The sequence below is a fragment of the Mucilaginibacter sp. 21P genome (assembly GCF_019331605.1).
In the GTDB taxonomy this organism is placed as follows: domain Bacteria; phylum Bacteroidota; class Bacteroidia; order Sphingobacteriales; family Sphingobacteriaceae; genus Mucilaginibacter; species Mucilaginibacter achroorhodeus.
This window is the reverse complement of sequence record NZ_CP063061.1, coordinates 3150603-3169772: the sequence shown is the minus strand read 5'-3', so window position 1 is coordinate 3169772 and position 19170 is coordinate 3150603. Positions and strand designations below refer to the sequence as shown.

General features: G+C 42.2%; 18 protein-coding genes and 1 other RNA gene. 11 read left to right on the top strand and 8 right to left on the bottom strand.

Going from position 1 to position 19170, the window contains the following annotated elements; translation table 11 throughout:
* Window positions 1-242 precede the first annotated feature (242 nt).
* Window positions 243-641 carry an NAD(+)--rifampin ADP-ribosyltransferase gene (arr, locus tag INP83_RS21420; RefSeq protein ID WP_370630622.1) on the top strand — a complete coding sequence of 133 codons (399 nt, stop codon included), beginning with the start codon at window positions 243-245 and terminating at the stop codon, window positions 639-641.
* Between the two features lie 112 nt (window positions 642-753).
* Window positions 754-3198 (top strand): bifunctional YncE family protein/alkaline phosphatase family protein, encoded by a 2445-nt coding sequence (locus INP83_RS14220; protein ID WP_219124764.1) that lies wholly within the window; start codon window positions 754-756, stop codon window positions 3196-3198.
* A gap of 15 nt (window positions 3199-3213) precedes the next feature.
* On the opposite strand, the gene INP83_RS14215 is transcribed toward INP83_RS14220, so the two are convergent.
* From INP83_RS14215 to ppk1, 3 genes are all read right to left on the bottom strand, one after another.
* Complete coding sequence (locus INP83_RS14215) at window positions 3214-3777, bottom strand: UbiX family flavin prenyltransferase (RefSeq protein ID WP_186458752.1); 564 nt, start codon at window positions 3775-3777, stop codon at window positions 3214-3216.
* A gap of 164 nt (window positions 3778-3941) precedes the next feature.
* Window positions 3942-4829, bottom strand: a complete 888-nt coding sequence (locus INP83_RS14210; protein WP_219124763.1) for a rod shape-determining protein — start codon at window positions 4827-4829, stop codon at window positions 3942-3944.
* On the bottom strand, window positions 4826-6880 hold the full coding sequence (gene ppk1, locus INP83_RS14205; RefSeq protein WP_146271540.1) for a polyphosphate kinase 1: 2055 nt from the start codon (window positions 6878-6880) through the stop codon (window positions 4826-4828). The genes INP83_RS14210 and ppk1 overlap by 4 nt, the downstream gene beginning before the upstream one ends.
* Before the next feature lie 142 nt (window positions 6881-7022).
* Between ppk1 and INP83_RS14200 the strand changes: the two genes are divergently transcribed.
* A complete protein-coding gene (locus INP83_RS14200; RefSeq protein ID WP_146271542.1) occupies window positions 7023-7514 on the top strand; it encodes a YajQ family cyclic di-GMP-binding protein in 492 nt (163 codons plus the stop codon).
* 21 nt (window positions 7515-7535) lie between these two features.
* Here the strand turns inward: INP83_RS14200 and INP83_RS14195 are convergent, their stop codons facing one another.
* Window positions 7536-8252: a hypothetical protein gene (locus tag INP83_RS14195; protein WP_219124762.1), complete on the bottom strand. Its 717-nt coding sequence runs from the start codon at window positions 8250-8252 to the stop codon at window positions 7536-7538.
* Window positions 8253-8382: 130 nt separating this feature from the next.
* A complete protein-coding gene (locus INP83_RS14190; RefSeq protein WP_219124761.1) occupies window positions 8383-8808 on the bottom strand; it encodes an Hsp20/alpha crystallin family protein in 426 nt (141 codons plus the stop codon).
* A 137-nt stretch (window positions 8809-8945) separates the two neighbouring features.
* Between INP83_RS14190 and INP83_RS14185 the strand changes: the two genes are divergently transcribed.
* Complete coding sequence (locus INP83_RS14185) at window positions 8946-9392, top strand: thioesterase family protein (protein WP_219124760.1); 447 nt, start codon at window positions 8946-8948, stop codon at window positions 9390-9392.
* Between the two features lie 28 nt (window positions 9393-9420).
* On the opposite strand, the gene INP83_RS14180 is transcribed toward INP83_RS14185, so the two are convergent.
* Window positions 9421-10818, bottom strand: a complete 1398-nt coding sequence (locus tag INP83_RS14180) for an FAD-binding oxidoreductase (protein ID WP_219124759.1) — start codon at window positions 10816-10818, stop codon at window positions 9421-9423.
* Between the two features lie 6 nt (window positions 10819-10824).
* Complete coding sequence (gene folB, locus INP83_RS14175) at window positions 10825-11181, bottom strand: dihydroneopterin aldolase (protein WP_219124758.1); 357 nt, start codon at window positions 11179-11181, stop codon at window positions 10825-10827.
* Window positions 11182-11365: 184 nt separating this feature from the next.
* Here folB and INP83_RS14170 point away from each other — a divergent pair, with 184 nt between their 5' ends.
* On the top strand, window positions 11366-12547 hold the full coding sequence (locus INP83_RS14170; RefSeq protein ID WP_219124757.1) for an acyl-CoA dehydrogenase family protein: 1182 nt from the start codon (window positions 11366-11368) through the stop codon (window positions 12545-12547).
* A gap of 85 nt (window positions 12548-12632) precedes the next feature.
* The gene (locus INP83_RS14165) at window positions 12633-14774 is read left to right on the top strand and encodes an ATP-binding protein (protein ID WP_219124756.1); all 2142 of its coding nucleotides are present in this window, start codon (window positions 12633-12635) and stop codon (window positions 14772-14774) included.
* Here INP83_RS14165 and INP83_RS14160 read toward each other — a convergent pair.
* Window positions 14742-16097 carry a GH1 family beta-glucosidase gene (locus INP83_RS14160; protein WP_219124755.1) on the bottom strand — a complete coding sequence of 452 codons (1356 nt, stop codon included), beginning with the start codon at window positions 16095-16097 and terminating at the stop codon, window positions 14742-14744. The genes INP83_RS14165 and INP83_RS14160 overlap by 33 nt on opposite strands.
* Before the next feature lie 323 nt (window positions 16098-16420).
* Here INP83_RS14160 and INP83_RS14155 point away from each other — a divergent pair, with 323 nt between their 5' ends.
* From INP83_RS14155 to rnpB, 5 genes are all read left to right on the top strand, one after another.
* Window positions 16421-16900, top strand: coding sequence for a DinB family protein (locus tag INP83_RS14155; protein ID WP_219124754.1), 480 nt, complete (start codon window positions 16421-16423; stop codon window positions 16898-16900).
* Window positions 16897-17307: a hypothetical protein gene (locus INP83_RS14150; protein WP_219124753.1), complete on the top strand. Its 411-nt coding sequence runs from the start codon at window positions 16897-16899 to the stop codon at window positions 17305-17307. Before INP83_RS14155 ends, INP83_RS14150 begins: the two co-directional genes overlap by 4 nt.
* Window positions 17304-17960, top strand: coding sequence for an SCO family protein (locus tag INP83_RS14145; RefSeq protein ID WP_219124752.1), 657 nt, complete (start codon window positions 17304-17306; stop codon window positions 17958-17960). The genes INP83_RS14150 and INP83_RS14145 overlap by 4 nt, the downstream gene beginning before the upstream one ends.
* Complete coding sequence (locus tag INP83_RS14140) at window positions 17957-18379, top strand: cytochrome c (RefSeq protein ID WP_219124751.1); 423 nt, start codon at window positions 17957-17959, stop codon at window positions 18377-18379. Before INP83_RS14145 ends, INP83_RS14140 begins: the two co-directional genes overlap by 4 nt.
* Before the next feature lie 55 nt (window positions 18380-18434).
* An RNA gene (rnpB, locus tag INP83_RS14135) (RNase P RNA component class A) lies at window positions 18435-18823 on the top strand.
* Window positions 18824-19170: the final 347 nt, after the last annotated feature.

The following is a 19170-nucleotide window of genomic DNA, read 5'->3' as shown; positions in this document are numbered from 1 at the left end:
TATGGAATGATGCAACCAACGACTTCGAAAAATTTCTTGGTGCATGGTTTGTTGCCCGTGTTGAAACGGGTATTGAAGACAGGTTAAAGTGGTATGGAACAGCTTTACAGCTGGCTGCAGCAATCGATAATGATGCTGTAAAAGCTGCGTTACCATTACTATATACAAAAATGGCTGAGTGCTATGAATCTCTTGGCAATACTGATGAAGCAAACAAACATCGTAAATTAGCTTCTGCTTCAATTATTGAGCCTTCTGATAAAGGGCCTTTCTATCATGGTACAAGAGCAAATCTTAAAATTGGTGATTTTTTAATAGCAGGCCGTTTATCTAATTACCACGCCGAACTGGTGATGAACCACGTTTATTTTACTGCGGTGGTAAATGGCGCAGGCCTTGCTGCTGCCCTGGCCAATGGAAACGGTGATCAACGCGTTTACATCGTTGAACCTTCCGGAAGTTTTGAAGACGACCCGAACGTGACCAACAAAAAATTCCCGGGCAACCCTACCCGATCATATCGTACAACACAACCGCTGAAAATTACCGGAGAATTAACCAATTGGCAACAGCTAACACCTGAGCAAATAAAACATTGGCGCGAAAAACTTGCCAATAGCAAAGGCGAGATCATAAATTGATAACCTATTGTTGGCCATTTGGTGTACACAAACAATAACCCTGTATTAAGTTTTCGTTAAGCCTATACATCATTAAAATCATTAGCATAAATTTGAAGAATAACGTGTTATTATGAAACGCATCTTCCTATGCTTTGCCTCAGCTTTTTTGTTTACTGTTAATGCCTTGGCGCAAACGCCAGGCAAAATTGAAAACACCGGCCAGGTTCTACTTCCAAACGGTTGGAAATTAAGTCCCGCAGGGACTTCGCTCCCACTTGGGGATCTGCCGTTGAATATGCAGCTATCGTCATCAGGAAGATATCTCGCTGTCACAAACAACGGCCAAAGTACGCAATCACTGCAACTGATAGACCCCAAAGGGCAAAAACAGTACGATAGCAAAGTACTTGGCAAATCATGGTACGGTATTGCTTTTACACGCGATGAATGCACCCTTTACGCCTCAGGGGGTAACGATAACGTGATCTTAAAATTCGAGATAGCAGATAACAAATTAAATACGCCTGATACTATCAGGTTAGGCGATGCATGGCCAAAAAATAAAATATGCCCAACCGGTATAGCTGTTAATAAAAGTAATACGCAACTATACACGGTCACTAAAGAAGATAGTGCCTTATACGCTATTGATCCCATAAAAAAAACAATTACCAGCAAAATAAAACTCGGCGCCGAAGCATATAGCTGTATACTCTCACCAGATGAAAAAACGCTTTATGTTTCTCTTTGGGGTGACGATAAAGTAGGCATTTACAATATTGCTACCCGATCTCTTACTAAAATTAACACCGGCAGTCATCCCAACGAGCTGCTTCTTAATAAAAAAGGCACGCTGCTGTTTGTAGCTAATGCCAATGATAACTCGGTGAGTATCATCAACACCACCAACCATAAAATCTTAAAAACGATTTCCACCTCACTTTATCCAACTACACTTACAGGTTCTACAACCAACGGTTTCGCGCTATCGGCTAATGAAAAAACGCTGTACATAGCCAATGCAGATAACAATTGCCTTGCCGTATTCGATGTCTCTAAACCCGGCAGCAGCCAAAGCCGCGGATTTATTCCGGTAGGCTGGTACCCTAGTAACGTAAAAATGCTTGGCAATAAAATTCTGGTGAGCAATGGCAAGGGATTCACCTCTATGGCTAACCCTAAAGGCCCGCAACCTTTGCTTAAATTGGATAATAGCGGCTATCAGCGGGGCGCTATTAATAGCAGGGAACAATATATTGGCGGTTTGTTTAAAGGCACATTATCATTTATAGATGTCCCCAATGAAATAAAGTTGAAAGCCTATACCAAACAGGTTTACGCTAACGCAGCATTCACCATTAAGAAAGCTGCGGTTGCAGCGGGCGAAACAGGAAACCCCATCCCTCGACGTGTTGGAGAAAAATCGCCTATCAAATACGTTTTTTACATCATCAAAGAAAACCGAACTTATGACCAGGTACTTGGTGATATGCCGCAGGGTAATGGCGATAGCTCGCTTTGTATCTTTGGTAAGAAAACAACACCCAATCTGCATGCTATAGCCAGCGAATTTGCATTGATGGATAATTTTTATGTAGACGCCGAAGTAAGCGCTGATGGCCATAATTGGAGCATGGCAGCTTATGCTACCGATTTCGTAGAAAAAACCTGGCCTACGAGTTATGGCGGGCGGGGCGGCGCTTATGATTTTGAAGGCACGCGAAAAGCAGCTTATCCGCGTGATGGTTTTATATGGGATTACTGCAAACGTGCAGGCGTAAGCTATCGTACCTACGGAGAGTTTGCCAGTGGCGGTGAGAAACCTAAAGCCAACATAAAAGCCTTGGAGGGCCACTTTTGTCTGCAGTCGCCGGATTTTGATTTGAAGATAAAGGACATTACACGCGAGGCTATCTGGGAACACGATTTCGACTCGTTACTGAGGATAAATGCAGTGCCGCGTTTTAACAGCGTACGTTTAGGTAACGACCATACCAGCGGTCAACGCAAGGGAGCCTACTCTCCTACAGCCGCCGTTGCTGATAATGACCTTGCTGTAGGTCGCTTTATACAGCACCTTTCTGAGAGCCCGATCTGGAAGGAATCCGCAGTATTTATTCTGGAAGATGATGCACAAAACGGTCCCGACCATGTCGATGCCCATCGTTCGCCCGTGTATGTGGTAAGCCCTTATGTAAAACGCAATGCAGTTATTCATAGCATGTACTCAACATCGGGGGTACTGCGTACAATCGAGTTGATATTAGGGCTACCGCCAATGAGCCAGTATGATGCTGCTGCGATGCCATTATATGAATGTTTTACAGCCAAGCCCGATCTTACGCCTTACAAAGCTAAAGACGCACAGGTTGACCTTGAGCAACGCAACATTGCAGATAATGAAAGCAGCCGCCGTTCAGCGGTGTTCAATCTTGCTAAAGAAGATGCAGCGCCAGACCTTGAATTAAATGAGGTGGTATGGAAATACGTAAAGGGTGAAAACTCAATAATGCCGGCACCAAAACGCAGTGCTTTTGTTATTCTGGAAAAGAAAAAAGAAGAGGATGACGATTAAAGTCAGCAAGCTAATTTATATCCCCTTCCACCTGTAGCTGTCATTCTCTAATCCAATCAGATCTATTACACGGTTTACAACAGTCATGGCCAAATCTTCAATGGTTTGGGGTTTGCTGTAATATGATGGTATGGCCGGGCAAATGATGCCTCCTGCTTCGGTAACCGTGGCCATGTTGCGGATATGAATCAAATTAAGTGGCGTATCGCGGGCTACCAAGATCAGTTTGCGACGCTCTTTTAAGATCACATCGGCAGCACGGGTTACCAGGTCATCAGATACGCCGGAAGCAATCCGCCCCATTGTGCCCATTGAGCATGGAACTACTACCATGGTATCAAACTTTGCTGAACCTGATGCAAACGGCGCCATAAAATCATTTTTAGCGTAATATTTAAAAGGATAATTGCCATGTGCTGCATCATCTAATTCAAACTCCCAAACTTGCTTGGCGTTATCGCTCATCACAATACCCACCTCTTCTATCTGGTTCTGCAATTGCTGCAACTTATCAAGCAATAATTTGGCGTAAATAGATCCGCTGGCACCTGTAACCGCAACTACAATTTTTCTTTTCATGATGTATAGGCTACAAATAAACGGAAGAAAAGTTAGAGGCACAAAAAAGGGTCGAATAACTCGTACTCGACCCTACATCTACCTATGAAAAACATGCCCTTTGAGCGGGCAATACAAATGTAATAACTGTTTTAATTATTTTAAAATAATTTGTTAAAATAATTTCAACTACGTGTTAAATTATTTTTCTCAATGAGTGTTTGAATGATCCCATCAACCATACCAACCGTTGGCACATATATGGTTTTTATGTTAGCACACTTAAGCACAGTAAGATAGATCTCACAGGCCGGTATGATGACGTCTGCCCTATCCTGGTTTAAACCAAGCACGTTGATGCGGTCTTTCAGCGAAAAAGAATTAAGGTAATTATACAAAGCACGCAGTTTAACGTAACTCATAGGAACACCATCTTTCTCCTGCGAAAGGCGATATAATTTGTTGATGTTGCCACCTGTGCCAATACCAAAAATATTTTTGTAAGCGCGGGTATGTTCGCGGATAAAATCCTTCATCTCGTTCCAGGTCTCGTCTCTGTCCTGGTTATCGAGTATACGGATAGTACCCAAATTAAATGATTGCGATGCTACCAATTCGCCATTGCTGAACAATGAAAGCTCCGTACTGCCACCACCTACGTCAATGTATAGGTAATTTTTTGTTTTATCGATGTTGAGCTCCGCATGGCTGGCGTAAATGATCTTTGCCTCCGCTTCGCCATGTACTATTTGCAGATCTATATTAGCCTGGTCTTTTATCCTTTGCACCACCTCGGCACCGTTCTGTGCCTCGCGCATGGCCGATGTTCCGCAGGCCATGTAATCACTTACACGATAAACATCCATCAGGTTTCGAAAAGCCACCATAGATTTTACCAGGTCATCCGTTTTTCTGTCTGATAAATTTTTGGCCAAAAATGCATCATCACCCAAACGCACCGGCACGCGGATAAGCGTATTCTTTTTAAACGATACCGAACCGTTGTTCTCTATAATTTCGGCTATCAGTAACCTTACTGCATTAGACCCTACATCAATTGCTGCGTATCTCAACTTGTTAAATTTTTATTCTTTAAATAGGAGTAAATATCGATCTGTGCGCGGGTTAACACCTCTGCCTGTGTTTTATGATAGCGGTTAACATTGCTGCCGGTAATATCGCGGGCCTTTGTGTTATCGCTTAGTTGTATGTCAATAATGTCGCGTATCTCGCGGCGCAGGTCTTCATCCAGTACCGGGAAACCTACCTCAACACGGTTCTCAATGTTGCGTGTCATAAAATCGGCACTGGTAAGGTATATCAATTCTTTGCCACCATTGCCGTAAATATGTACACGCGCGTGCTCAAGGTATTTATCTACAATGCTGATCACTTCAATATTTTCGCTGTAGCCTTTTATGCCGGGTATTAAACAACACATCCCACGTACAATCAATCGTATCTTAACCCCGGCAGTGCTTGCCTGGTAAAGTTTTAGTATCATTTGCTCGTCGGCAAGGCTATTCATTTTTAAGATCATGTAAGCGCGCTTACCGCTTTTAGCAATCTTTATCTCATTATCAATAAGCTTATAAATTGCCGGGCGCGAATCAATGGGCGATACGATAAGTGTCTTTAATCCTTTAGGCAGTACACCCCTACTCAAAGCCCTGAAAATTGCTACCAGATCTGTCGTGATCTTTTTATCTGCTGTGAGTATGGTATGGTCTGCGTAAATGGCCGCTGTTTTTTCATTGAAATTCCCGGTAGATAAGCAGGCATAACGCATCGGTTTGCCTTTCTCCATACGCGTTACCAGGCAAATTTTTGAGTGCACCTTATATCCATCGATGCCATACAACACCGTTACGCCCTCTTCTTCCAGGCGGTTGCTCCAGTAAATATTGTTCTGCTCGTCAAAACGTGCACGAAGTTCAACAAGGCACGTTACCTTTTTGCCGTTTTTAGCAGCGTTGATAAGTGCATGGATGATCTTTGAATTCTCGGCCAGGCGATAAACCGTTATACTGATCTCTTTTACTTTAGGATCAATAGCGGCCTCACGCAAGAAGTGGATGATGTAATCAAAAGACTGATATGGTGTACTGATCAAATAATCCTTTTTGGCGATCATGCCCATCAGGCTTTTACCAAACGAAAGGCTATCCACAGGTAATGCCTGGTTTTTTTTGTACTCAAGATCGGGCCTGCCAACCGTTGGAAAAGCAATGAAGTTTTTAAAATTGTGATAGCGGTTACCAGGGATAAGGCTCGATTTTTCAAGCTTCATTTTCCTAACCAGATAGCCAACCATTTCGGGTGGCATCTCGCTATCGTACAGCAGACGCATTGGCTTGCCTTTACGGCGTTTTTGCAGGCTTTTTGAAAGCGCGTCAACAAACTTCACGCTTACCTCCTTGTCCAGGTCAAGTTCTGCATCGCGGGTGAGCTGCAATGAGTAAGCCTCTATAGAATCATGCTCAAAAATAAAAAAGATATCCTCCAAGCTGTACCTGATGATATCATCAAGCAAAATGATGAATTTTAAATTATTGGTCTCCGGCAGTACAAGAAAACGCGAAAGATTATCAGGGAACTCGATGAGCGCAAACCTTGATTTCTTATTTTTAGTTAACCGTACAAAAAAGTAAATAGCCCTGTCGCGCAGCTCCGGCATGGGTAGCGTGTCATCAAGCATAATGGGCACCAGCGTCGACAGTAGCCTCTCCCTGAAAAAGCTTTTCACAAACTCACCACGGGTTACGTTCAACTGCTTATCATTCAACAGAAATATCTTTTCCTCGGCTAACTGCTTTACAATGATATTCTCGTAGAGGTTGTTAAACTTTTTCTCTTGTTTTACTACAAGATTTTTGATCTGCCCGAGTAATTTTTTGGGGTTGTATCCTAAAATTTCCTTTGAACGCTCGTTTAAATTAGCAAGCCTGGTAAGGGTGGCTACCCTTACGCGATAGAACTCATCCAGGTTGGATGAAAATATTGCCAAAAACTTTATACGCTCTATAAGCGGCACGGTAGGATCTGCAGCTTCCTGCAAAACCCTGTCATTAAAATACAACCAGCTTATTTCCCTGTTAACTAGAGGAGCGTTCTTGATATCCATAAGGCTATACCTGCAAAACTGTGGATTTATTTGTTAAGTTAATATTAACTAATTAGCACTTGATGTGTTTGTTAAGCAGCAGCACAAAATAGCGATACCGCGTTTAAAAACGTACCTTTGTTTTAATATAAACTCAATACACATGCCTTCATTTGATATAGTAAGTAAAGTTGACGGACAAACACTTGACAACGCCATCAATGTTGCCAAAAAAGAGATCCTTAACCGTTACGATTTTAACGACTCAAAAAGCACGGTTGAATTGGATAAGAAAACCAATGTGGTAACCGTAGTTACCGAGAATGATATGCGACTTAAAGCAATAGAAGACAGCATTATAAGCCGCATGATGAAACAAAACCTAGACCCTAAAGCACTTGACTTTGGTGACGAACAACAGGCATCAGGTAACATGATACGTAAAGAGATCAAGATAAAGGAAGGCCTTGATAAAGAAGCTGCTAAAAAGGTAGTTAAAAAGATAAAAGATAGTGGCCTTAAAGTGCAAGCCGCCATTATGGACGACCAGGTGCGGGTAACTGCAAAAAAAATAGATGACCTGCAAGCTGTTATAAGCCTTTGCCGTGGCGAAGATTTTGGCCAGCCGCTACAATATATCAACATGAGGAACTAATGGTTCCTCATGTTGATGACCTTACCTAAAATTGATCGGCTGTCCTTTTTCATCCAAAGCTTTGAATATTACCTGGTTATTGTTATCTATATATAGATAGATGCGGGGCTTGCCTTTTTTGTCTTTGATAAACAAGCCAACTTCGTTATCGCTGTTTTTGCCAACAAACATCCTGTCTTGCCCTACTAACCCTTCTTCGCGCATTTTTTGCATGCTCGCTTTAAGCACACCCTCATTATGTAAATTCTTGAGCGAGTCATATTTAGTATTTAATTGCCCCGCTGTGAAGTTATCAGGTCTGTCCCAAAACCTAAGGCCGTAACTCTTGGCCGATTTTCCGTTCTCGGTATCATCGTTATACTGCAATTGCATGATCTGGTCGTTCTGGTATTTATCTATCGAGAGTGCAAAGCCTGCAGACTTTTTAGTACCATCGTAAACCAAGCCACCACACTCATCTCCATCGGTATTAAAAAATATCATCCCCGGTTCGCGCCGGCGTTTTGGTAATACTTTACCATCTACAATGCCGGGATGCTGGCGTTCCTGATTACTGATCACCATGCGCAATTGGCCGGTTTTTTCTACAATGTTAATACGTTCTACGTCTATCACTTTAAACTTGGCATTGCCTGCAACGTAGGTAAAGCTGAAAAATATACCCGCCAACACAACCAGCGTTAATACGGCTGAATATACCTTAAGGATCTTTACCTGTTTCAATAATTCTTTTTCCATAGCATAGATCTTTTTTAAGCGATATTAGCAAATAGGTATTGAATAAAAAAGGCCGCCCCATTACTGAGGCAGCCTTTTAACTAAACCAACTTTTCTATGAAAACAAATTCTTATTTCAATAAGAGCAAGCTTATTTAATAGCTATTTCTCTCGATTGATATTTAGCATCTTCTCTTTTTGCAACGGTTAACTTTAATATACCGTCGGTATAATCAGCTTCAATTTTTGAGTAGTCAACAGTTTCAGGTAAGGTAAATGACCTTACAAACGAGCTGTAGCTGTACTCGCGTTTGCTGTATTTTTTTGCTTCATCAGTGGTTTCAGATTTCTTTTCTGCAGAAATTGAAAGCACGTTTTTGTCAAGGCTGATCTTGAAATCTTCTTTTTTCAAACCCGGAACAGCTAACTCGATGTGGAACTCGCTGTCGTTTTCAGCGATGTTAACTGCTGGCACGCGGGTTACTAATCTATCAGCGATAAATGAATCGTTAAACAATGTTTCGAAAGCGTCGCTGAAATTGTTTTTTACTCCGTTGTTGAATTTAACTAATGTCATGGTTTTATATCTCCTTAAAATTTTGTTTTATTAACTTCGTATACTCCTAAATCAACTGGCGTACCAACGGCTTTCATCACCGTTTATAACGACAAAAAGTCCTATTACTGAATTTATTACAGACAAAATGTCTATTTATGGCTGAAAAATTATCAGATTACCGATATAAAACACCTATCACCATCCGCTTTTCAGATATTGATGCAGTGGGGCATGTGAACAACGCCGTATACCTCACTTTTTTTGAGTTGGCAAGGATCAACTACTGGAAAGATGTCGCTGGGTGGAATATTCGCAACCATGGTATTATCATTGGCCGGTCGGAGATCAATTATCTTAAGCCGGTAACCATAGATGACAACATATCATGTTATGTGCGCGTGGTACGCATAGGTAACAGCAGTTTTGATGTGATGCATGTATTGGTAAAGCAAACAGATAGTGGCGAAGAAATTTGCACTACTTGCAAAACAGTTTGCATTAGTTATGATTATGCAGCCGGCAAATCGACTCCAATCCCCGCCGAGGGGAGGCAAAAAATGATAGATTACGATGAACCGAGGTTAATATTGAATACCAATTAACTGATATGGAGATGTGCAAATCTGAAATCTAAAATATCTTCCCCGGGTTCAATATCCCGTTAGGGTCAAATACTTGCTTAATGCCTTTCCAAATAAGGAAATGCGTGTCGCTGTACTTCAAAGGCATATAATCCTTTTGCACCAAGCCTATACCGTGCTCACCGGAAAGTGTACCACCTAAAGAAACGGTTAGCTTAAATATTTCAGTGATACCATCTTTAAGTTTGTTATTCCAGTCCTCATCGCTCATGCCGGCTTTAACGATATTTACATGCAGGTTGCCGTCGCCTGCATGGCCGTAGCAAACAGACTCAAAACCGTATTTTGCACCTATTTCTTTAATGCCCTTTATCAGCTGAGGCAACGCCGCGCGTGGCACTACAGTATCTTCTTCTTTGTAAACAGAATTTGATTTAACGGAAACCGCCATGGTTCTTCGAATGCGCCACAATTCCTCTTTCTGCGCTGCGGAATCTGCAAATAACACATCAGCACAATTGTGAGCTTCCAATACGCCGTTTATCACTTCGCAATCGCCAAAGATCACATCCTGGTTGCTGCCGTCGACTTCGATCAGCAGGAATGCACCTATGCCATCTTTTAAATCGAATGCGATACCGTCATGCTCAATCACCCATTCCATTCCGCGGCGTTCCATAAATTCAAGTGCCGAGGGGATGACGCCTGCTCTGAATATCGCAGATACAGCCGCACACGCATCTTCGTTTGTAGGAAATGAAGCTAACATCAACACATCCTGCGTTGGGCGGGGTATCAGTTTGGTAACTATTTTGGTAACCACGCCCAACGTCCCTTCCGACCCTATCATCAATTGCGTAAGGTTATAACCCGATGCATATTTGAGCGTATTCGCACCAGTCCATATCATATCGCCATTTGGCAATACTACCTCAAGGTTAAGCACATACTCGCGTATGGTACCATATTTTACCACACGCGGCCCACCGCTGCAGTTGGCCACATTTCCACCAATAAAGCAACTGCCCTTACTTGCCGGGTCAACCGGGTAAAGCAAGTCTTTTTCGGCAACTGCGTTCATAAAAACTTCCGTAATAACTCCTGGTTCTACCGTTGCTTGCAGGTTTTGCTCATCAATCTCAATGATGTTATCAAAACGCTCCATTGATATCAATAAGCCACCTTTAACAGGTAAAGCACCACCAGCCAAACCGGTGCCAGCACCCCTTACGGTTACCGGTACTAAAGCATCATTACAAATTTTAAGCAAACCTGAGATATGTTCAGCGGTTTGCGGTTTCACTACTACCTCGGGGTAATAAATCAGGTCCTCCGTTTCGTCATGACTGTAATTTGAAACTTCCTCTTTGGCGGTTACCACGGCGCTTTCGCCAACGATAGCTTTAAATCGGGCAAGTATGTCTTCGGTGATCTTATTAAAATCCATTTGTGTTTATTTTTGGTAACTCAAGCTAATAACCGATTGCTTTATTGGCCCATTAAAAGGCGGGTTTTGTTTTTTGATAACTATTTCTGCAAAATCGATAAATGAGAATGCATCCATTATCCGTTTCAATATCGCTTCAGCAACATTTTCAATTACTTTGCGAGTATTTGCCATTTCTTCTCTTATAATGGCGTAAAGCTCCTCGTAATTAACGGTATGGTTTAAAGTATCGTCTGCAAAAGTGCCTTTTTGCTCAAAGGTTACATAAACATCTATCAGAAATCTGGTGCCTATCTTTTGCTCTTCCGGATAAAAACCATGGTAAGCAAAAACCTCTATGCCTTCTAAAGCTACTTTTATCATGCGGCCAAAAATAATGGATTATGTTGAAGTTTACTCACCCTGCCCCTCTCTCCTTCGGAAAGCGTGAATGATATAATTCTTTTCTCTTCTCACCCTCTTTTTGCGTACCGAAGAGAGGGTCGCACACGAAGTGCCGCGGGTGAGTCCAAATTTCCTATATTTGGATAACCAATTATCTACTGCTATGGCTAGGACCGATCTGTACGAAGCGCCCGATTATTTTTTGTTAGATGAATTACTTAGCAATGAGCATAAACTGATCCGTGCCAGCGTGCGCGAATGGGTAAAGAAAGAGGTTAGTCCGGTAATTGAGGATTACGCCCAGCGTGCCGAATTTCCAAAGCATCTGCTGAAAGGCTTGGCCGAAATTGGCGCCTTTGGCCCAACAATACCTGTTGAATACGGTGGTGCCGGTTTAGATTATATGGCCTATGGTATTATCATGCAGGAGATAGAGCGTGGCGATTCGGGCATACGCTCTACCGCATCTGTACAAGGATCATTGGTGATGTATCCAATTTACGCGTATGGCAGCGAAGAACAAAAACACAAATACTTACCCAAACTTGCTTCCGGCGAATTGATGGGTTGCTTTGGATTAACAGAACCGGACCACGGATCAAACCCCGGTGGTATGGTTACCAATATTAAAGATGCCGGCGACCATTATATTTTAAATGGCGCTAAAATGTGGATCTCAAACGCACCATTTGCTGATATTGCCATTGTTTGGGCTAAAGACGAAGAAGGTAAAATACGCGGGCTGATAGTTGAGCGCGGTATGGAAGGCTTTAGCACTCCCGAAACGCATAATAAATGGTCTCTTCGCGCATCGGCAACCGGTGAATTGGTTTTCGACAACGTCAAAGTCCCGAAAGAAAACCTACTGCCGAACGTATCAGGACTTAAAGGGCCCTTAGGATGCTTAAACCAGGCGCGTTACGGTATTGCATGGGGTGCCCTGGGCGCTGCAATGGATTGCTACGACACAGCCCTGCACTATTCAAAAGAACGCATGCAGTTTGGCAGGCCGATAGCAGGTTTCCAGTTACAGCAAAAAAAACTGGCCGAAATGATTACCGAGATAACCAAAGGCCAGTTACTTGTTTGGCGCCTTGCAACATTAAAAAATGATAACAGAGCAACGGCTGCACAAATATCTATGGCAAAACGCAATAGCGTTGAAGTGGCTATCAATATAGCCCGCGAGGCCCGGCAAATGCTTGGTGGCATGGGTATCACCGGCGAGTATCCTATAATGCGCCATATGGCCAACCTTGAATCGGTTATTACGTATGAGGGCACGCATGACATCCACCTTTTGATAACCGGGATGGATATTACAGGTGAAAACGCATTTAAATAGTTGTAAATCAAATAAAATATAGCTATAAGTGGTGAATTTACCTTTATAAGTTTATATTTGTTGATACCGCTAACTATTTAAAAACTTGACGACACTATCCGTCAACACGCTTAGAAACCCTATACTTCATCATTGGCTGCTGTTGGTGGTCATAGCGCTCTCGTCGTGCGGTAAACCATCAGAACAGAAAGATAGAGGCGAGTATTCAAAAGAATTTTTACGTATACAAAAAGAAACTGAATTTAAGCTTGGCCATAACCAGCTCGATCAGGGTTATCGGTACCTCGACTCGGCATTTGCAAATTTAAATCATCCAACCTTAAACGACCGTTTCAGGTACTACTCTTTTAAATACGTTTACAACCAACAGGTAATTAAAGATTTTGACCAGGCATTGGTGTATGCAGACAGCATGATGGCCATGGCCAACAAAAGCGTAAATCCGCAACAATATTCGCGCAATTATGCCGAAGCTAATTTTGCACGCGGCGATTCATTTTTCGAGCTTAAGCAATATTCTGAAGCTTATCAATCTTATTATCAGGGATACCTTACCGGTAAAAATTATTTGAACCTTGCAGCCATAGGTGACTATACTTACCGCATGGGTATGATCATGTACAAAAAAAACAGGTATAAACTGGCCGCAAATTATTTTAAAGACAGTTACAACAGCACAGTTGCAGAAAGCCGCACCATAGACCGTGGTTTTCCGGGCTTTTACCGTCGGCAGGAATTGTTGGACAATATTGGCTTAAGTTATAAACACAATAACGAGGCCGACAGTGCATTAAAATATTTCAACGCTACACTATCTTTAATAGATGCTAACGTTAAAAACTTCCCTGACAGGAAGCGGGATCTTGAGCGGGCACGGGGTGTAGTTTACGGTAATAAAGCTGAGCTTTACATGCAAACCAGGCAGTATGATAACGCTGTTGAGCTACTTAAGAAAAGTATTGCTATAAACATACAGCCTAATTTTGACAACCGTGATGCAGAACTATCCGAGATCAAACTCGGCCAGATCTATCTGGACATGCACAGGCCCGATTCATTAATAGCATTGCTGGGTGATGTTCGCACACAACTCGATACCGTTGCAAATGCAGATGTCGAAGCAGACTACCATCGTTTATTAGGGAACTACTACCTGCAAAAAAATAATCTTAGACAAGCGATAGACCACATACAGCGATATAACCTGCTTAAGGATTCTATAGCTAAGCGTTCAAGCTCATTGATGGAGAGCGATGTGAACCAGCAGTTGGCCAACTATGAGAAACAGCATGAAATAGATAAGCTAAGCACAAGTGGCAAAATTCAGAAGATCTATCTGTACGTAAGTATATTTATCGGTTTGATGGCACTCATTATCGTCTTTTTAGTTTATCGAAACTTTAAGCGTAGCCGCCAGGAAGTTAAAACGATAAACGAGCTTAACAAGCAGATAAACCAGCAAAACTATCACTTGGAAAAAGCGCTTAACGAGTTAAATACCAGCAGCCAGGAAAAGGACAGAATTTTACGGGCAGTTGCGCACGACCTGCGTAATCCTATAGGCGGTATTGCCTCTTTGACAACCATTATGGCCGAAGAGGAGTATAATGATGAGCAGAAAGAGATGATAAAACTTGTGAAAGAAACCTCACTTAACTCCTTAGAATTAATAAATGAGATTTTAGAGGCTGCCAATATCAACTCCGTTGAACTTAACCCCGAACCAACAGAGATAAATGGACTGTTAAACAACAGTGTGGAGTTACTTCGTTTTAAAGCCGCCGAAAAAGGGCAGGAAATTTTATTTGAGCCTTTAGACAAGCAGATAGAGCTGTCTGTAAGCCGCGAAAAAATATGGCGTGTTGTAAGTAACTTAATTACCAACGCCATTAAGTTTAGCCCAACCGGCGCTACCATACAAGTAAAAGCAGCAGAGTTTGAGCATAAGATAGTTATTGCCGTAAAAGATAATGGTATAGGTATTCCAAATAATCTCAAAGACCAGATCTTTAATATGTTTACCAGTGCCCAAAGGCCGGGTACTGCGGGCGAAAAGTCTTTTGGCTTAGGTCTTTCTATCTGTAAACAGATCATGGAAAAACACCATGGTAAGATATGGTTTGAAAGCGATGAAGCAAACGGTACAACTTTTTTTATCAGCCTGCCTCTGGCAAATACCGGTGTTAAAAAAAACTCAGCCCAGGAACTGAGCGAACCAACGGCCTGAGTTTTTAATAATGCGATGCTGTGTCTCAAAATCGATATAAACTAAACCAAACCTTGGGTGATAACCCTCTGCCCACTCAAAGTTATCTGTAAGCGTCCATACAAAATACCCCTCAACGTTGTAGCCCTCTTGCTTAGCTTTTAAAACCTGTTGCAAGTGTGTTTGCAGGTAAGTAACTCTCCGCTGATCATCTACTTCATTATTAAACACTACATCAGGGAATGCGGCACCATTTTCGGTGATGATGAGTTTTTTGATCTGCGGATAAGCGTTAAACTTTTTGATCATCTCATAAATGCAAGGCGGGTAAACCTCCCACTTCATTTCGGTAAGTTCAACACCCCTATCCTGTGCCTTTACCAAACTGGCGCCAATGTAAGGCGTAAAAAATGAGTACTTAACAATCTCGCGCGTATAATTCTGTACACCTATAAAATCAAAATCAAAGCTCATATTGGCTTCGTCTCCCGGCAATATGTATTTATTAATGCCTTTGAGAGCTTTAACTTCGTCGGTTGGGTAACCTAATCCGAGTAGCGGCTCAATGTAAAGCCGGTTGATCAGTGCATCAGCGCGTTTGGCAGCGGCAATATGCCTGGGTTTATCTGCGTAAGGTTCAATGTACGAGCATGAAAATGTATTACCTATCTGCGCATCCGGGCAAAGTTCACGCAGTATTTTTGCCCCGGCAACAATGCTGAGCACCACGTGATGTATGGCCGGTAAAAAATTTCGCAACCCGGTTCTTCCCGGGGCGTGTATCCCCAAAAAATAACCGGCACCTGTAAAAACAGCAGGCTCGTTCATTACCATCCAGTGTCTAACACGGTCGCCAAAATTTTGGGCACAAACGGTAACAAAATTGCTGAACCAGTTAACTATTTTGCGGTTTGTCCATCCGCCATTATCTTCAAGTATTTGCGGAAGGTCCCAATGATAAATGGTAACCCAAGGCTCTATACCTTGCTGCAGGCAGTAATCAATAACCTGGTTATAATGCGCTACCCCGACCTGGTTTACCTCTCCGGTACCGTTAGGTAAAATTCTGCTCCAGGCAATTGAAAATCTAAAATTGGGGATATTAAGCTGCTTTACCAGATCAATATCCCGTTGGTATTCTTTATAAAAGTCGCAGGCGTGTGTTGGCTTATCGCCATTAAGTATTTTGCCTCTTTTTAAGCTAAAAGTATCCCATATTGACGCACTTTTACCATCAACATCGCAAGAGCCTTCTATTTGCAGCGCTGCGGTTGATACGCCCCAGGCAAAATCATCACCGAAAAGAGATCTGTTCAAAGAGGAAAAAGAGTGTTCAGTATCCATTTATTTGAGCCCGAGTGTTGGCCCAAAATGTATATTATAATCGTATAAAAGAAACGTTAACAAAAATTAGTGCATAAAAGAGGATTTCATACCTCTTAGAAATAACCATTCGCGAAAATGGCTAACAGCCGCTTTTAATTTTTTTACAAGTTTCATAACAAGTGAATTTGTTGTTACTCAAATTTAATCAGGCAATGTGTAATTATAATGTTGTTCATGTTATGTAATTGTAAATAGCTCATCTTAAGTTCATCGGCTAAATAATACTTCAATATGACAGCTGCACTTTACTATTGCACCAACGTTGATTACATTTGCTGCCGATGAAAGACCATTTTATCTGTTTGCTCAATTACGACCATTATTGCAACAAGCAAATGATAGATCTTTTGCTTAGCACCGGCTTACAGGGCAAAGCAGTTGATCTGATGGCACATATTTTCACTGCCCAAGAGATCTGGCTTAGCAGATGTACTCAAAAGCCGTTAGGAAATATAAAACTTTGGGCACCGGGTAACGCAGCTGCACTGTCTGACATTAACGATAAAAATTTTAAGGATTGGTCCAACTATATCAACAGTTTGCAAAGCGCTGATTTTGAAAGCATTATCAGCTATAAAAATCTTTCGGGGGTTCCATTCAACGATCCACTGATCGATATTCTGTCGCATGTTACCAACCACGGCACGCATCACCGTGCACAAGTAGGTCAGCTATTAAAGACAATTAACGTCGAGTTGCCGGCCACCGATTACATCCACTACATACGAACACAAAAAGCATCTATACTTAGCACAAAATGAAAAAAATATTTGCCGCTGCAATTTTGAGCGCCACCCTGTTTGGGTGTGCTGATAAACAACAACAGGAAAAAGACCTTTTAAATGAGGTAATAACCATTCATGACCGCGTAATGGCCAAAGATGAGTTGGTGATGATCAATAAAATGAAGTTGGACACCTTGATAAAGGATAGTATATCTGCTGAAGTAACTAAAAAAGCTAATGACTTGAAAGGTAAACTTGACAGTGTTGACTCACGTATGGAAACCTGGATGCATAACTTTGATGCAGAGAACAAAGGCAAAAGCCATAGTGAAATAATAACCTATTTAACTGATCAGAAAAAGCAGATCTCCGCTTTAGACAGTAATCTTAATGGATCAGTGAAAGAAGCTGATACTTTCATCAAACAAAATAAAAAGAAATGAAAAACTTAGCGGGTGCCCTTTTCCTACTCCTTACCCTTGCTGCCTGCAACTTTAAAGGCGAGCAAAGCAAATTGCCAATACTTGGCCAGCGCCAGGCAGTTACCAAAACGGTTAATGGTAAAGAGGCAGTAGACACTGTTTATCAGACCATTCCCGATTTTAAGTTTGTGAACCAATATGGCGACACCATAACTCAAAACAGTCTTAAGGGCGATATTTATGTAGCAGATTTCTTTTTTACTACCTGCCCGTCTATCTGCCCTATCATGCATCGTAATATGCTTAAGGTTTATGAAGATTTTAAGAACGTACCCGATTTTAAAATTATCTCGCATACAATAGACCCCAAACACGATAGCGTTACGGTTCTAAAAAAATATGCTGACAAGCTTGGTATAAAGGGAGACAGCTGGTGGTTATTGCAAGGAAAAAAAGAGGATACTTACGAGCTTGGCCAGAAACACTATTTGGTAGCTATGAGCCAGGACGATGGTACACCCGGCGGTTACGTACACCAAGGCTGGTTTGTTTTAGTTGATAAGCAGCACCGTATTCGTGGTTATTACGATGGTACCAAGGAAGAAGAGGTGGCCAAAATGATCAACGACATCAAAACCCTCCGCGCTGAAGTGAATACAGAAATTGCGCAATGAAACTTAGGCTGATAGGTGGTATTATTTTATTGTTAATAGTTTCGATGGCGGCCTGCCAAAGTGATGCCGACCAGGATTATAAGCGTTATTTCACCGGCGGCGCAAACATCTATAAACAAAAGTGCCAGAATTGCCATGGCAACAACGGCGAAGGGTTAACCAGCCTGATACCGCCGTTAACAGATACCGCATATCTTAAAAAAAATAAAAACCACCTTGCCTGCATTGTACGCAACGGCATTACCGAACAGGTATTAACCATTAACAGTAAAGCATACGAGGGCTCAATGCCTGCCAATACCGACCTTGCGCCGATTGAAATTGCAAAGGTACTCACGTTTGTAACCAACTCATTTGGAAATAAGCATGGCACGGTTACGGTAGATATGGTGGAGAAAGACCTAACCTCCTGCCCTTAACACGATCAAACCGACTTCCGGGCTTCAGACTTCCAACTTAAAACTTATCTTTGTACTTGCAAAACGTTCTATCGCTCCGGGCTTGTACCGGGGAGGAAAGTCCGGGCAACACAGAGCATCCTGCTTCCTAACGGGAAGGCGCCGGCAGCCGGCGACAGCAAGTGCCACAGAGAATATACCGCCCTGTCCCGATAGCTATCGGATGGTGGTAAGGGTGAAAACGTGAGGTAAGAGCTCACGGCTTTTCCGGGCGACCGGGATCGCGGTAAACCTCAGGAGTTGAAAAACCAAATAGGTTCTGAAAGTGAAGCTGCTCGCTTCCGTACCCGCAAGGGTCGTCAGAATGGGTAGGTTGATAAAGCGTGCCGGCAACGGTATGCGTAGATTAATGATAGAAATCTCCGCAAGGAGACACAGAACCCGGCTTACAGATTTGCTGCTGTAAAGATCCCCTTTCGAGGGGATTTTTTGTTTACCCAGTGTTCACGTTCACGCCGTGAACATGCGTGAACACTCGTGAACACTGACACAATCCTGTCAGTAAATTACCAGGGGCGATTACGGCTCGGCAATGCCCTTCTTACAGAGCGCCTCTGTATATCTGTGATTGCCACGCAATACGTTTGAGATAAAAATTCAAATAAATTCTACTAATTCCCTATACTATATATATATTTGGAACTATAAAGATGACAACAATATTCAACACATGCCACAACACACTGATTTTCTGCTGTATGCAGGTAAAAAAGTCGTGGCTGTGAAAGTGTAAATAAAGAATATTCGCCTCT

Bases quoted from the DNA above. Each gene is read 5' to 3' on its own strand.
- INP83_RS14220 (WP_219124764.1), top strand. From the start codon at position 754: ATGAAACGCATCTTCCTATGCTTTGCCTCAGCTTTTTTGTTTACTGTT.
- INP83_RS14215 (WP_186458752.1), bottom strand. From the start codon at position 3,777: ATGAAAAGAAAAATTGTAGTTGCGGTTACAGGTGCCAGCGGATCTATT.
- ppk1 (WP_146271540.1), bottom strand. From the start codon at position 6,880: ATGGATATCAAGAACGCTCCTCTAGTTAACAGGGAAATAAGCTGGTTG.
- INP83_RS14200 (WP_146271542.1), top strand. From the start codon at position 7,023: ATGCCTTCATTTGATATAGTAAGTAAAGTTGACGGACAAACACTTGAC.
- INP83_RS14195 (WP_219124762.1), bottom strand. From the start codon at position 8,252: ATGGAAAAAGAATTATTGAAACAGGTAAAGATCCTTAAGGTATATTCA.
- INP83_RS14190 (WP_219124761.1), bottom strand. From the start codon at position 8,808: ATGACATTAGTTAAATTCAACAACGGAGTAAAAAACAATTTCAGCGAC.
- INP83_RS14185 (WP_219124760.1), top strand. From the start codon at position 8,946: ATGGCTGAAAAATTATCAGATTACCGATATAAAACACCTATCACCATC.
- INP83_RS14180 (WP_219124759.1), bottom strand. From the start codon at position 10,818: ATGGATTTTAATAAGATCACCGAAGACATACTTGCCCGATTTAAAGCT.
- folB (WP_219124758.1), bottom strand. From the start codon at position 11,181: ATGATAAAAGTAGCTTTAGAAGGCATAGAGGTTTTTGCTTACCATGGT.
- INP83_RS14170 (WP_219124757.1), top strand. From the start codon at position 11,366: ATGGCTAGGACCGATCTGTACGAAGCGCCCGATTATTTTTTGTTAGAT.
- INP83_RS14160 (WP_219124755.1), bottom strand. From the start codon at position 16,097: ATGGATACTGAACACTCTTTTTCCTCTTTGAACAGATCTCTTTTCGGT.
- INP83_RS14155 (WP_219124754.1), top strand. From the start codon at position 16,421: ATGAAAGACCATTTTATCTGTTTGCTCAATTACGACCATTATTGCAAC.
- INP83_RS14150 (WP_219124753.1), top strand. From the start codon at position 16,897: ATGAAAAAAATATTTGCCGCTGCAATTTTGAGCGCCACCCTGTTTGGG.
- INP83_RS14145 (WP_219124752.1), top strand. From the start codon at position 17,304: ATGAAAAACTTAGCGGGTGCCCTTTTCCTACTCCTTACCCTTGCTGCC.
- INP83_RS14140 (WP_219124751.1), top strand. From the start codon at position 17,957: ATGAAACTTAGGCTGATAGGTGGTATTATTTTATTGTTAATAGTTTCG.